Source organism: Pseudomonas mangiferae, from assembly GCF_007109405.1.
Lineage (GTDB): Bacteria > Pseudomonadota > Gammaproteobacteria > Pseudomonadales > Pseudomonadaceae > Pseudomonas_T > Pseudomonas_T mangiferae.
This window is the reverse complement of record NZ_VJOY01000008.1, coordinates 27,692-40,339: the sequence shown is the minus strand read 5'-3', so window position 1 is coordinate 40,339 and position 12,648 is coordinate 27,692. Positions and strand designations below refer to the sequence as shown.

General features: G+C 67.8%; 14 protein-coding genes. 12 read left to right on the top strand and 2 right to left on the bottom strand.

Annotated elements, in window-relative coordinates:
• Nucleotides 1-18: 18 nt before the first annotated feature.
• The 4 genes from htpG to FM069_RS12360 all read left to right on the top strand — a co-directional run bounded on the left by htpG (nucleotide 19) and on the right by FM069_RS12360 (nucleotide 4,404).
• A complete protein-coding gene (htpG, locus tag FM069_RS12375) occupies nucleotides 19-1,935 on the top strand; it encodes a molecular chaperone HtpG (protein WP_143488664.1) in 1,917 nt (638 codons plus the stop codon).
• A gap of 63 nt (nucleotides 1,936-1,998) precedes the next feature.
• Entirely contained in the window at nucleotides 1,999-2,724 is a 726-nt protein-coding gene (locus FM069_RS12370) for a dienelactone hydrolase family protein (protein ID WP_143488663.1), read from the top strand.
• Nucleotides 2,725-2,865: 141 nt separating this feature from the next.
• The gene (locus FM069_RS12365) at nucleotides 2,866-3,879 is read left to right on the top strand and encodes an amidohydrolase family protein (protein ID WP_233282029.1); all 1,014 of its coding nucleotides are present in this window, start codon (nucleotides 2,866-2,868) and stop codon (nucleotides 3,877-3,879) included.
• A 60-nt stretch (nucleotides 3,880-3,939) separates the two neighbouring features.
• Nucleotides 3,940-4,404, top strand: coding sequence for a DUF3859 domain-containing protein (locus FM069_RS12360; protein ID WP_143488662.1), 465 nt, complete (start codon nucleotides 3,940-3,942; stop codon nucleotides 4,402-4,404).
• Nucleotides 4,405-4,456: 52 nt separating this feature from the next.
• Here the strand turns inward: FM069_RS12360 and fabB are convergent, their stop codons facing one another.
• Nucleotides 4,457-5,674 (bottom strand): beta-ketoacyl-ACP synthase I, encoded by a 1,218-nt coding sequence (gene fabB / locus FM069_RS12355; RefSeq protein WP_143488661.1) that lies wholly within the window; start codon nucleotides 5,672-5,674, stop codon nucleotides 4,457-4,459.
• Nucleotides 5,675-5,685: 11 nt separating this feature from the next.
• On the bottom strand, nucleotides 5,686-6,201 hold the full coding sequence (fabA, locus tag FM069_RS12350) for a 3-hydroxyacyl-[acyl-carrier-protein] dehydratase FabA (RefSeq protein WP_143488660.1): 516 nt from the start codon (nucleotides 6,199-6,201) through the stop codon (nucleotides 5,686-5,688).
• A gap of 313 nt (nucleotides 6,202-6,514) precedes the next feature.
• On the opposite strand from fabA, the gene FM069_RS12345 reads away from it, so the two are divergent.
• From FM069_RS12345 to FM069_RS12310, 8 genes are all read left to right on the top strand, one after another.
• Nucleotides 6,515-7,540: an NAD(P)H-dependent glycerol-3-phosphate dehydrogenase gene (locus tag FM069_RS12345; protein WP_143488659.1), complete on the top strand. Its 1,026-nt coding sequence runs from the start codon at nucleotides 6,515-6,517 to the stop codon at nucleotides 7,538-7,540.
• Between the two features lie 24 nt (nucleotides 7,541-7,564).
• The gene (locus FM069_RS12340) at nucleotides 7,565-7,876 is read left to right on the top strand and encodes a DUF4389 domain-containing protein (RefSeq protein WP_143488658.1); all 312 of its coding nucleotides are present in this window, start codon (nucleotides 7,565-7,567) and stop codon (nucleotides 7,874-7,876) included.
• Entirely contained in the window at nucleotides 7,873-8,331 is a 459-nt protein-coding gene (gene sixA / locus FM069_RS12335) for a phosphohistidine phosphatase SixA (RefSeq protein ID WP_143488657.1), read from the top strand. The genes FM069_RS12340 and sixA overlap by 4 nt, the downstream gene beginning before the upstream one ends.
• 270 nt (nucleotides 8,332-8,601) lie before the next feature.
• Nucleotides 8,602-9,048, top strand: a complete 447-nt coding sequence (locus FM069_RS12330; RefSeq protein ID WP_143488656.1) for a hotdog fold thioesterase — start codon at nucleotides 8,602-8,604, stop codon at nucleotides 9,046-9,048.
• Between the two features lie 252 nt (nucleotides 9,049-9,300).
• Nucleotides 9,301-10,110, top strand: coding sequence for an alpha/beta fold hydrolase (locus tag FM069_RS12325; RefSeq protein ID WP_143488655.1), 810 nt, complete (start codon nucleotides 9,301-9,303; stop codon nucleotides 10,108-10,110).
• Nucleotides 10,107-10,973: an alpha/beta hydrolase gene (locus FM069_RS12320; protein WP_143488654.1), complete on the top strand. Its 867-nt coding sequence runs from the start codon at nucleotides 10,107-10,109 to the stop codon at nucleotides 10,971-10,973. The genes FM069_RS12325 and FM069_RS12320 overlap by 4 nt, the downstream gene beginning before the upstream one ends.
• A gap of 129 nt (nucleotides 10,974-11,102) precedes the next feature.
• Nucleotides 11,103-11,762: a glutathione S-transferase family protein gene (locus FM069_RS12315; RefSeq protein ID WP_143488653.1), complete on the top strand. Its 660-nt coding sequence runs from the start codon at nucleotides 11,103-11,105 to the stop codon at nucleotides 11,760-11,762.
• A gap of 8 nt (nucleotides 11,763-11,770) precedes the next feature.
• The gene (locus tag FM069_RS12310; RefSeq protein ID WP_143488652.1) at nucleotides 11,771-12,616 is read left to right on the top strand and encodes a DUF4892 domain-containing protein; all 846 of its coding nucleotides are present in this window, start codon (nucleotides 11,771-11,773) and stop codon (nucleotides 12,614-12,616) included.
• Nucleotides 12,617-12,648: the final 32 nt, after the last annotated feature.

Sequence of the window (12,648 nt, the reverse complement as noted above, 5' to 3'; positions counted from 1 at the left end):
ATGTGGAGTTCGATGACCATGAGTGTGGAAACTCAAAAAGAAACCCTGGGCTTCCAGACAGAGGTGAAGCAACTGCTTCACCTGATGATCCATTCGCTGTACTCGAATAAGGAAATCTTCCTCCGGGAGCTGATTTCCAACGCCTCCGATGCCGCCGACAAGCTGCGCTTCGAAGCGCTGGCCAAGCCCGAGCTGCTGGAGGGCGGCGCCGAGCTGAAGATCCGCCTGTCCTTCGACAAGGACGCCCGGACCGTCACCCTGGAAGATAATGGCATCGGTATGAACCGCGAGGAGGTGATCGCCCACCTCGGTACCATCGCCAAGTCCGGCACCGCCGACTTCCTGAAGAACCTCTCCGGCGACCAGAAAAAGGATTCCCACCTGATCGGCCAGTTCGGCGTGGGTTTCTATTCCGCGTTCATCGTCGCCGACCAGGTGGAAGTCTTCACCCGCCGCGCCGGGTCACCCGCCAGCGAGGGCGTGCACTGGTCGTCCAAGGGCGAGGGTGACTTCGAGGTCGCCAACGTCGAGAAGGCCGAGCGCGGCACCCGCATCGTCCTGCACCTGAAGAGCGGCGAAGAAGAGTTCGCCGATGGCTGGCGCCTGCGCAACATCGTCAAGAAATACTCCGACCACATCGCCCTGCCCATCGAATTGCCGAAGGAGTCGGCCTCCCTGGAGGGCGACGACGAGCAGGAAAAACCGGCCGAGGCCGAGTGGGAAACCGTCAACCGCGCCAGCGCCCTCTGGACCCGCCCGCGCGGCGACGTGAAGGACGAGGAATACCAGGAGTTCTACAAGCACGTCGCCCATGACTTCGAGAACCCCCTGAGCTGGAGCCACAACAAGGTCGAGGGCAAGCTGGAATACACCTCGCTGCTCTACGTGCCGGCCCGGGCGCCGTTCGACCTGTACCACCGCGAAGCGCCGCGCGGCCTCAAGCTCTACGTGCAGCGCGTGTTCATCATGGACCAGGCCGAGCAGTTCCTGCCGCTGTATCTGCGCTTCATCAAGGGCGTGGTGGACTCCAACGACCTGTCCCTGAACGTCTCCCGGGAAATCCTGCAGAAGGACCCGGTGATCGACTCCATGAAGTCGGCCCTGACCAAGCGTGTCCTGGACATGCTGGAGAAACTGGCGAAGAACGAGCCCGAGCAATACAAGGGCTTCTGGAAGGCCTTCGGCCAGGTGCTCAAGGAAGGCCCGGCGGAAGACTTCGCCAACAAGGAGAAGATCGCCGGCCTGCTGCGCTTCGCTTCCACCCACAGCGGCGATAGCGAGCAGAGTGTGTCCCTCGCCGACTACCTGGGCCGCATGAAGGAAGGCCAGGACAAGGTCTACTACCTCACCGGCGAAAGCTACGCCCAGGTGAAGAACAGCCCGCACCTTGAGGTCTTCCGCAAGAAAGGCATCGAGGTGCTGCTGCTCACCGACCGCATCGACGAATGGCTGATGAGCTACCTCACCGAGTTCGACGGCAAGCAGTTCGTCGACGTCGCCCGGGGCGACCTGGACCTGGGCAAGCTGGATTCGGACGAGGACAAGAAGGCCCAGGAAGAAATCGCCAAGGGCAAGGAAGGGTTGCTGGAGCGGCTGAAGACCGCCCTGGGCGATGAAGTGGCGGAAGTCCGCGTGTCCCACCGCCTGACCGATTCCCCGGCGATCCTCGCCATCGGCGAACAGGACCTGGGCCTGCAGATGCGCCAGATCCTCGAGGCCAGCGGGCAGAAGGTGCCGGATGCCAAGCCGATCTTCGAGATCAACCCCCAGCACCCGCTGATCGAGAAGCTGGACGGTGAGCCCGACGAGGACCGCTTCGCCGACCTGTCCCACATCCTGTTCGACCAGGCGGCGCTGGCCGCGGGCGACAGCCTGAAGGACCCGGCGGCCTACGTGCAGCGGTTGAACAAGCTGCTGGTGGAACTGTCAGCCTGATGTGACGTTTCGAACCGAAGCCCGCGCCCTGCGGGCTTCGCTTTTTCAGAGAGGAGGAAAAGCATGGGCGAGCTTCGCGTGTCATCCATCGGTTATGAACTCGAAGGCCAGCGCTTCGAGAGTCGCCTGGTCTACGATCCCGCGGTCCAGACGCCGCGGGCGGCGCTGGTGATGGCGCCCAACTGGATGGGCATCACCTCGGGTGCCGAGGACATCGCGCGGTCCATCGCCGGCCAGCGCTACGTGGTGCTGATCGCCGACCTGTACGGCCAAGCCGTGCGGCCGCAGAACGCCGAGCAGGCCACCGCTGCGATGACCCCGCTGAAGGAAGACCGGGCGCTGCTGCGCCGACGCATGCAGGCCGCCCTCAAGGCTCTGCTGGAACAGACCGAAGCGACGGTGGATCGCGACCGGCTGGCGGCCTTCGGCTTCTGCTTCGGCGGCTGTTGCGCCCTGGACCTGGCCCGCGACGGCGCGCCGCTGAAGGCAGCGGTGTCGTTCCATGGCACCCTGGACACCCCGAATCCCGCCGATGCCCGCAACATCAAGGGCGCGGTGCTGGCCCTGGATGGCGCCGAGGACCCGCTGGTACCCCGCGAACACTTGGATTCCTTCAAGCAGGAAATGGGCGCAGCGAAGGTGGACTGGCAGCTCACCAGCTACGGTGGCGCGGTGCACTCGTTCACCGACCCCAGCGCCAACAACCCGGGCAAGCAGCAGTACAACCCCACGGTGGCAGGGCGCGCCTACCAGGCGATGCACAACCTGCTGGACGAAGTGTTCGCCTGACGGCACGGCGAGCGTCGCAGCTTCAGGCGGCGCCCGCCGGTTCATCCCGGCCCGGCCCGGTGTGGCCCGGTGCTGCGGAGATGGCCTGAACCGGCTTTCCCGCCGTGCGGTCTATGAGGCTCACGCCCAGGAGCCCCTGCCTTGATCCGTTTCTGTCTCGCCCTGTTGCTGGCCGGCGCCACGTGCACCGGTCAGGCGCGGGAATACCGCTACAGCGATGCCCACCTGCATTACGTCGACTTCTTCCAGGAAAGCGAGGGCATGGACAAGCTTCTCGCCGCCATGGACGCCAACCGCATCGAGCACGCGATGATCTCCGGCATCCCGGTGGCCAAGACCTGGCACGAGGACGAGCCCAAGCGTCCGCGCTACTACGCCGGCGATGACGCCGACGCCTATTGGTACAGCGCCACGGACACCCTGGTCGCGGCCGCCCTGAAGGCCCTGCCGCCTGCCCAGCGGTCGCGCTTCCACCCGTTCCTGTCCGGCTTCAACCCCAGCGACAAGAATGCCGATGCCCTGGTCCGGCAGATGCTGGAGCTGGACCCCGGCCTCTGGCAGGGCATCGGCGAGGTGTTTACCCGTCACGACGACCTCACCGCGCTGATCCATGGCGACACCCCCCGGGCCAACAACGAAGCGATGAAGCGGGTCTACCACCTGGCCGCCGAATACGACCTGCCGGTGATGCTGCATTCCAACATCACCTCCAAGCGGGAAAAGAACCCGCTGTACCTGGAGGAAATCGAAGAGCCGCTGCGGGACCACCCGCACGTCCGGTTCATCTGGGCCCATGCCGGCAGCAGCATGGAACTGCACCGTCACCAGGAGCGCCTGGACTTCCTCTACGGCACCCTGGAACGCCTCCTGGGCGATTACCCGAACCTCTACGTGGACCTGTCCTGGTCGGTGCTGGATCCGTACCTGCTGGACGAGAAGGGGCGGCCGGATCCCCAGTGGCTGGACCTGGTGAAGCGTTACCCGGAGCGCTTCATGCTGGGCTCCGACGTGGTCGGCCGCTTCGACAGCCTGGGCGAGCTGATGCATGGCTTCGACCCGTTCCTCGACGCCTTGCCCGAGCCCCTGGCGCGGCGGGTGGCCCTGGACAACTTCCTCGACGTGCTGCCCAAGCGGGTCCGCGATACCCGGCGCTAAGCCGTCATCAGCCTGTCATGGGCGTTTCATAGCCTCGCGGCTTTTCCAGCGAGGTGTCCCATGAAACCGATTTCCCTCACCTTAGCGCTGGCCTGCGGGCTGGTATCCGGCCTCGGCCACGCCGACGTGACCCTGGAGGGCCCGGTGGAGTACGGGCTGTTCGCCAGCCCGCGCCAGGCGCTGCAGCCCGGCGAGCGCGTGCTCACCCGCAGCAACCAGAGCATCGAGGCGACTCAGGAGGTCCCGGCGCGGCTGGGCGTCAAATTCGGCATGCGTTATCGCCTGGTGGGCAAGCGGGCCGACGATGCCCCGCTTACCCTGCTGTACCTCACGCCTGGAGTGATCGGCGCCGACGGCAAGCGCCACGACAAATTCGAGGTAACCCAGGCCCTGCTCCCGGAGGCGCCGAACGATGTGATGGCGTTCGAGTTCAGCGAGCCCGGCGAACTGGTGAAGGGGGAGTGGCGATTCCTGGTGTTCCAGGGCGATCGGTTGCTGGCAGAGCAGCATTTCACGGTGCGCTAGACGCGCGGGGAGAAGGCGCCGGGCTCCGGCTGGAGCCCGGGCGAGGCGGCGGTCAGCCCTGCCAGCGTTTCAGGACCAGGGTGGCGTTGGTGCCGCCGAAGCCGAAGCTGTTGCTCATCACGGTGTTCAGCTCGACGTTCTCGCGGGTCTCGCGCAGGATCGGCATGTCGGCGACTTCCGGGTCCAGCTCGTCGATGTTGGCCGAGCCGGCGATGAACCCGCCTTCCATCATCAGCATGCAGTAGATCGCCTCGTGGACGCCGGCGGCGCCCAGGGAGTGGCCCGACAGGCTCTTGGTGGAGCTGATGGCCGGGGCCTTGTCCTTGAACACGTCGCGTACGCCGCGGATTTCGGCGACGTCGCCCACCGGGGTGGAGGTGCCGTGGGTGTTCAGGTAGTCGATGGGCGCGTCCACGGTGGCCAGCGCCTGCTGCATGCAGCGGATCGCGCCTTCGCCGCTCGGGGCCACCATGTCGTAGCCGTCGGAGGTGGCACCATAGCCGACGATCTCGGCATAGATCTTCGCGCCGCGGGCCAGGGCGTGCTCCAGTTCCTCCACCACCACCATGCCGCCGCCGCCGGCGATGACGAAGCCGTCACGCTTGGCGTCGTAGGCGCGGGAGGCCTTTTCCGGGGTGTCGTTGTATTGGGTGGAGAGGGCGCCCATGGCGTCGAACAGGCAGCTCTGGCTCCAGTGTTCCTCTTCGCCGCCGCCGGCGAAGACCACGTCCTGCTTGCCCAACTGGATCTGCTCCATGGCCTGGCCGATGCAGTGGGCGCTGGTGGCGCAGGCAGAGGAGATGGAGTAGTTCACGCCCTTGATCTGGAACGGCGTGGCCAGGCAGGCGGACACGGTGCTGCCCATGGTGCGGGTCACCCGGTACGGGCCGACGCGCTTGACGCCTTTCTCCCGCAGGGTATCGATGGCTTCCATCTGGTTCAGGGTGGATGCGCCGCCGGAACCGGCGATCAGGCCGGTGCGCGGATTGGAGATCTGCTCCGGGCTCAGGCCGGCGTCGGCGACGGCCTGCTGCATGGCGAGGTAGGCATAGGCTGCGGCGTCGCCCATGAAGCGGAACAGCTTGCGGTCGATCAGTTCTTCCAGATTCAGCCCGACCGAGCCGGACACCTGGCTGCGCAGGCCCATCTCGGCGTAGGCCGGGTTGTAGCGGATGCCCGCACGGCCGGCACGCAGGTTGGCGGAGACGGTGTCTTTGTCATTGCCCAGGCAGGAAACGATGCCCAGACCGGTGATCACGACGCGACGCATGCGGAAATCCTTCAAAAGCTGTCGGTAGAGGTGAACAGGCCGACGCGCAAGCCTTCGGCACTGTAGATCTCACGGCCATCGACGCTGACGGTGCCGTCGGCGATGCCGAGGATCAGCGAACGGTTGATGGTGCGCTTGATATGAATGTTATAGGTGATCTTCTTGGCGGTCGGCAGCACCTGACCGAAGAACTTCACTTCGCCCGAACCCAGGGCGCGGCCACGGCCGGGGTTGCCCTGCCAGCCCAGGTAGAAGCCGACCAGTTGCCACATGGCGTCGAGGCCGAGGCAGCCGGGCATCACCGGGTCGCCTTCGAAATGGCAGGCGAAGAACCACAGGTCGGGATTGATATCGAGCTCGGCGACGATCTCGCCCTTGCCGTATTTGCCGCCGCTCTCGCCGATATGCACGATCCGGTCGATCATCAGCATGTTGGGGGCGGGCAATTGCGCATTTCCGGGGCCGAACAGCTCGCCGCGACTGCAGCGCAGCAGGTCTTCCCGGGAATAAGCGTTTTGTTTTGTCATGCGAGCTCCTCAATGGTCCCTGTGCGGCAGGGCAGCGTGGAACCGGTCGGCGCCGGTCCGGGCGCTTGCCGCAGCCTAGTCATAGACTGTTGCCTGATGGCGAAAGTCACAGCGTTCTGAGCACAGGTGTACACAAAAAAACCGACGCCGGTATTGTTGCGGATCAGGGGCGTGGGCGGCGCCGAAGCGCCGGCGCACTGTACCACTGTTGCCCGCCGCAGACATGACGGCGCCGGCCCGGCGACTGGCCGGTCGTCCGCAGCGCCGTATAATGCCGCGATCCGCCATTGCGATGGCCCCAGATGGAAGCGTCATGACTGAACAGCAACGACCTGTCGCGGTGCTCGGCGGCGGCAGTTTCGGCACCGCCATCGCCAACCTCCTGGCCGCCAACGGCCAGCGGGTCTGGCAATGGATGCGCGACCCGGAGCAGGCCGCGGCGATCCGCGCCAACCGGGAGAACCCCCGCTACCTGCGGGGGGTGAAGATCCATGCCGGGGTCGAGCCGGTGAACGACCTGCCGGCGGTGCTCGATGCCTGCGAGCTGGTCTTCGTGGCCATCCCCTCCAGCGCCCTGCGCAACGTCCTCGATCCGGTGGCCGGGCGCCTTGCGGGCAAGTTCCTGGTCAGTACCACCAAGGGCATCGAGGCGCAGACCTTCAAGCTGATGAGCGAAATCCTCGAGGAGATCGCCCCCGAAGCGCGGATCGGTGTGCTGTCCGGCCCGAACCTGGCTCGCGAAGTGGCGGAGGGCGCCCTGACCGCCAGCGTCATCGCCAGCGAGGACGAGCTGCTCTGCCAGCGCGTGCAGGCTACGCTCCACGGCCGTACCTTCCGCGTCTACGCCAGCCGCGACCGCTTCGGCGCCGAGCTGGGCGGGGCGCTGAAGAACGTCTACGCCATCATCGCCGGCATGGCCGCCGCCCTGGGCATGGGTGAGAACACCCGCAGCATGCTCATCACCCGGGCCCTGGCGGAGATGACCCGCTTCGCCGTGAAGCTGGGGGCCAACCCCATGACCTTCCTCGGCCTCGCCGGCGTCGGCGACCTCATCGCCACCTGTTCCTCGCCCAAGAGCCGTAACTACCAGGTGGGCCAGGCCCTGGGCGAAGGCCTGAGCCTGGAGGACGCGGTGGCGCGCCTGGGAGAGGTGGCCGAAGGGGTCAACACCCTCAAGGTGCTCAAGGTCCGGGCCGAGCAACTGGGCGTCTACATGCCGCTGGTGGCCGGCCTGCACGCGATCCTCTTCGAGGGGCGGACCCTGGCCCAGGTGATCGAGGCGCTGATGAGCGCCGAACCGAAGACCGACGTCGATTTCATTTCCCTGAGCGGTTTCTGAGCCGCGACAACTTCCGGAGTCGTCATGAGCGAACAGCGCGAGCCGCGGCACGAATCCCTGCTGCTGCGACTTTTATGGATGGTGGTGTTCTTTTTCGTCTGGCAACTGGCCGAGCTGCTGCTGGCCGGAGTGGTGCTGGCGCAACTGGTGTGCCGCCTGGTCCAAGGCGCGCCCAGCGGTCCGTTGCTGGGCTTCGGCGACAGCCTGAGCCAGTACCTGGCGCAGATCGGCCGCTTCGGCACCTTCAACACCGAGCGCAAGCCCTGGCCGTTCGCCGACTGGCCGTTGCCACGCACGCCGGACGGCGAGGCGCCGGCGGCGGAGACCCGGCCGTGAGAATCTGGCTGCTGCGCCACGGCGAGGCGGAGGCCCAGGCCCGCAGCGACCCGGATCGGCGCCTGACCGCCCGCGGCCGCGACGACGTGCAGCGGGTGGCCGAACGGCTGGCCGGGCGCCCGTTGCAGGCGATCTTCGCCAGCCCCTACGTGCGCGCCCAGCAGAGCGCGGCCCTGGTGCGGGAAGCGCTGGGCTTCGCCGGCGCGGTGAACACCCTGTCTTGGGTAACGCCGGAATCCAGCCCGCGGCAGGCGCTGGATCGCCTGGCCGACTACCAGGGCGGGGAGTGGCTGCTGGTGACCCACAACCCCTTCGTCGGCCAATTGGCCAGCCTGCTCCTCCACGGCCACGTGCAGGAGCCGCTGCCCATGGGCACCGCCTACCTGGCCGAACTGGAAGGGGAACTGCCCTTGGCCGGCGGCATGACCTTGCGGGCCCTGCACCGGCCCGAGTGAGGCCGGTCACCACCGTTATCGACCTCGGCCTGTTCGGGCTTTTCGCCCGCCTGCTCACGGTCGAGGGTCAACAGCCGCTGTAGCGAACCGATGCCCTCGACTGGCTAGCGCTAGCGGGCTTCGGAAATGCTGGCAAACGTTCGCACCGCCGCATGATCGATCGTGTGTCCCGGTCTGTCGTCATGGTTGCCGAGCCGTCGGCGGGGCCGCTGGACCCGGGCGCCCTGCGGACGGTATGGTCCTGTCTTTCCCGATCAGCGAGGCTTCTCCATGAGTCTGTGGCGGCAACCCCCCGATTTGTATTCCCTCAACGCCTTGCAGAAGAACACCATCAGCGAGCTGCTGGACATCCGCTTCGATGCCTTCGACGACACGTCCCTGACCGCCAGCATGGTGGTGGACAACCGCACCCACCAGCCCTACGGCCTGCTCCATGGCGGCGCCTCGGTGGTGCTGGCGGAAAGCCTCGGGTCCAGCGCCAGCTACCTGTGCATCGACCCCTCGCGCTTCTACTGCGTCGGCCTGGAGGTTAATGCCAACCACCTGCGCGGCCTGCGCAGCGGGCGGGTGACCGCCGTGGCGCGGCCCCTGCACGTCGGCCGCAGCACCCACGTCTGGGATATCCGCCTGCATGGCGAGGACGGCAAGCTCAGCTGCGTGTCGCGCCTCACCGTGGCGGTGGTGCCCCTGGGCGAGGCGCCGCCGGAGCGCGACTGAGCACACGCCGGGCGTCCGGCGCGTCTCGGGTGCAGCGGCGTATCTCAGCCAGGCGCTGATTCCGCAGGCGCTTGGTTCGGCCTGCGTCTGCGCTTTGCGCATCGCCCTCCCGGATGTTCGATTTCACCCATAAAAGGACGCCGAAGCCGCCATCGCTGGCCGGTAAGGCCTCTTTCTTGGCGTTTACGGGCGTTGTCGGGGCTCCGGCGCTGCCGGACAATCGGTCACAGCCTTTCCCTCGGATGTACCGCCATGTCGCAGCCTCTCTTCTTCGCCCACGCCAACGGGTTCCCCTCGGCCACCTACGGCAAGTTGTTCGCCGCCCTGGCGCCGGACTACCGGGTGCTGCACCTGCCGCAGCATGGCCACGACCCGCGTTTCCCGGTGGATGACAACTGGGGCAACCTGGTGGACGAGTTGCTGCATCACCTGGAGGCCCTGGGCGAGCCGGTGTGGGGCGTCGGCCATTCCCTCGGCGGCTTGCTGCACTATCACGCTGCCCTGCGTCGGCCGGAGTTCTACCGGGGGGTGACGATGCTCGACTCGCCGGTACTGACCTTCGCCGACCGCCTGATGATCCGCGCCGCCAAGCGTTTCGGCTTCATCGACCGGATCACCCCGGCCGGACGCACCCTGGGCCGGCGCGAGACCTTCGCCGATCCGGAGGAGGCCCGCGCCTATTTCGCCGGCAAGACGCTGTTCCGCAGCTTCGACCCCGATTGCCTGGACGCCTACGTGCGCCATGCCCTGGCGCCGAAGGATGGGGCGCTGCGCCTGACCTTCGACCCCGAGACGGAAATCCGCATCTACCGCAGCGTGCCGCACCTCAGCCCGGGGCGGCCCCGGCAATTGAAGGTGCCGCTGGCAGTGGTGCGCGGCCGCCACAGCCGGGTGGTGATGCCCCATCACCTGCGCACGGTGAAGCAGATCCCCCATGGTGAGTACCTCACCGTCCCGGGCGGGCACATGTTTCCCCTGGAGCGCCCCGAGGACACCGCCGCGCTGCTGCGGGAGGTGATCGGACGCTGGCGCGGCCGCGCCGCCACGGAGGCTTCGGCATGAGCGCGCGGGTCGAGGAGGTCCGCCTCAACCTGCCTCACATCGAATTGGCTGCACGGCTGTACGGGCCGGAAGACGGCCACTCGGTGATCGCCCTGCATGGCTGGCTGGACAACGCGGCCAGCTTCGCCCGCCTGGCGCCGCGCCTGCCCGGGCTGCGCATCGTTGCCCTGGATTTCGCCGGCCATGGCCACTCCGCCCACCGCCCGCCCGGCGCCGGCTATGCCCCCTGGGACAACGTGCAGGACGTGCTGCAGGTGGCCGACCAGCTGGGCTGGACACGCTTTTCGCTGCTGGGCCACTCCATGGGGGCCATTGTCGCCACCCTGCTGGCGGCCGCCTTGCCGGAGCGGGTCGAGCGCCTGGCGCTGATCGACGGGCTGGTCCCGCCCACGGGCGAGGCGGACGGCGCTGTGGAGCGCCTGGGGGATGCGCTGAAGGCCCAGCAGGCGTTGGCGGACAAGCGCAAGCCGGTCTACGAGCACGTCGAGCAGGCGGTATCGGCGCGGATGCGGGGCACCGATACGGTGAGCCGCGAGGCCGCCGAACTGCTCGCCGAGCGCGGCCTGATGCCGGTGGCGGGGGGCTACACCTGGCGCAGCGATGCGCGCCTGACGCTGCCTTCGCCCATGCGCCTGACCCGCGCCCATTCCCACGCTTTCATCCATGGGCTGCGCTGCCCGACCCGGCTGGTGGTGGCGGAACAGGGCATCATCGCCCGCCACGAGAGCCTGATGACGGCTTTGCCGTCGATGCCCTTGGAGGTCCACCGGCTCCCCGGTGGCCACCACCTGCACCTGGACGACGACGCCGGGGCCGACGCGGTGGCGGCCTGCTTCCGCGCCTTCCTGCGCGGCGAGGCATGAGCCGGTGCTGAGGGGCCGCGTCGGCCGTCTCCCATTAGCGGGCCGGCAGGCGTAAAGAACTGTGGCAAAGCCCGTCTTGACTTGGCGCGGGCAACTGGAGAGGCTGGCCACCCCCACAGGAGCCCGCCGATGATCGATCTCTACACCGCCGCCACCCCCAACGGCCACAAGGTATCCATCGCCCTGGAAGAGCTGGGCCTCCCCTATGAGCTGCATGCCCTGTCCCTGAGCCAGCAGGAGCAGAAGGCCCCGGCCTTCCTGCGCATCAACCCCAACGGCCGCATCCCGGCCATCGTCGACCGCGACGAGGACTTCGCGGTGTTCGAGTCCGGGGCGATCCTCCTGTATCTGGCGGAGAAGACCGGCCGGCTGATGCCCAGTGACCCCAAGGGCCGTTCCTGGGTGGTCCAGTGGCTGATGTTCCAGATGGGTGGGGTCGGGCCGATGCAGGGCCAGGCCAACGTGTTCTACCGCTACTTCCCGGAAAAACTGCCGCTCGCCATCCAGCGCTACCAGAAGGAGACCCGCCGCCTCTACGAGGTGCTGGATGGCCGCCTGGGTGAAGCGGAATACCTGGCCGGGGACTACAGCATCGCCGATATCGCCACCTACCCCTGGGCGGCGGTGCACGACTGGGCCGGGGTTTCCGTGGATGGCCTGGAGCACCTGCAGCGCTGGATGGCGGCCCTGGCGGCGCGCCCCGCGGTGCAGCGCGGCCTGGAGATTCCCAAGCGGATGGACGAGGGCGATCGCCTGGTGGCCAGCGTCCAGACCATCCTCACCCGTTAAGGACAGCCATGCGCGCATTGCTCGCGGCCCTGCCGGGCCTGCTCTGGATTTCCCTCGCCGGCGCCGCCGACCTGCCGGACAGCCACGATCCCCGCGGCTTGCCGCGTTTCCCCGACGCCCAGGTCGTCGGTTTCGTCGAGGGTGAGGGGGTCGAGCGCATCTACCCCCAGGGGCCGATTCGGCGGATCAGCAACCGGGTGCGCTACGAGCGGCGCGTGGACGCCCGCGGCCGGCAGACCGCCGTCACCTACCTGCTGCCGGCGGGCCACGGCGCCCCCGAGGCCTTCGACTTCGCCCGCCAGGCGCTGCTGGAGCAGGGCGCCGAGCCGCTCTATTGGTGCCAGGGACGCGACTGTGGGTCCAGCAACCTGTGGGCCAATGCGGTGTTCGGCAATGCCACCCTGTACGGCTCCGACGACGAGCAGGCGTACCTGCTGCTGCGCCTGGCGGGCGACCAGGCGGACAGCCTGGTGGCGCTCTATGGCGTTACCCGCGGCAACCGCCGCGCCTACCTGCATGCCGAGCGCCTGGACGCCGACGCCCCCCTGGGCGACCTGCTGCCCACCGCCGCCACGCTGCTGAAGGAGCTGCGCGCCAGCGGCGAGCTGACCCTGCACCAGGTGCAGGGTCAGCCCACCGCGTCCTGGCTCGACCTGCTGGCCAGCACCCTGCGGGCCGATACCACCGTGCGGGTGGCGCTGGCCGGGCCGGACGCGGAGCGCTGGCGCGAGGCACTGATCGGCGAGGGCATCCGCGCGGCGCGCCTGGAGCTGGAGGCGGACGGGGAGGGCACCCGCGGCGAACCGGCTGCGCCTGCCGACGACGCGTACCTGCGGCTGGTCTGGCTGCGCTGAACGAGACCTGCGCCCGTCCCCCGACCGTCAGA

Coding starts and splice junctions, on each gene's coding strand:
- htpG (WP_143488664.1), top strand. CDS start 19: ATGAGTGTGGAAACTCAAAAAGAAACCCTGGGCTTCCAGACAGAGGTG.
- FM069_RS12370 (WP_143488663.1), top strand. CDS start 1,999: ATGGGCGAGCTTCGCGTGTCATCCATCGGTTATGAACTCGAAGGCCAG.
- FM069_RS12360 (WP_143488662.1), top strand. CDS start 3,940: ATGAAACCGATTTCCCTCACCTTAGCGCTGGCCTGCGGGCTGGTATCC.
- fabB (WP_143488661.1), bottom strand. CDS start 5,674: ATGCGTCGCGTCGTGATCACCGGTCTGGGCATCGTTTCCTGCCTGGGC.
- fabA (WP_143488660.1), bottom strand. CDS start 6,201: ATGACAAAACAAAACGCTTATTCCCGGGAAGACCTGCTGCGCTGCAGT.
- FM069_RS12345 (WP_143488659.1), top strand. CDS start 6,515: ATGACTGAACAGCAACGACCTGTCGCGGTGCTCGGCGGCGGCAGTTTC.
- FM069_RS12340 (WP_143488658.1), top strand. CDS start 7,565: ATGAGCGAACAGCGCGAGCCGCGGCACGAATCCCTGCTGCTGCGACTT.
- FM069_RS12330 (WP_143488656.1), top strand. CDS start 8,602: ATGAGTCTGTGGCGGCAACCCCCCGATTTGTATTCCCTCAACGCCTTG.
- FM069_RS12325 (WP_143488655.1), top strand. CDS start 9,301: ATGTCGCAGCCTCTCTTCTTCGCCCACGCCAACGGGTTCCCCTCGGCC.
- FM069_RS12320 (WP_143488654.1), top strand. CDS start 10,107: ATGAGCGCGCGGGTCGAGGAGGTCCGCCTCAACCTGCCTCACATCGAA.
- FM069_RS12315 (WP_143488653.1), top strand. CDS start 11,103: ATGATCGATCTCTACACCGCCGCCACCCCCAACGGCCACAAGGTATCC.
- FM069_RS12310 (WP_143488652.1), top strand. CDS start 11,771: ATGCGCGCATTGCTCGCGGCCCTGCCGGGCCTGCTCTGGATTTCCCTC.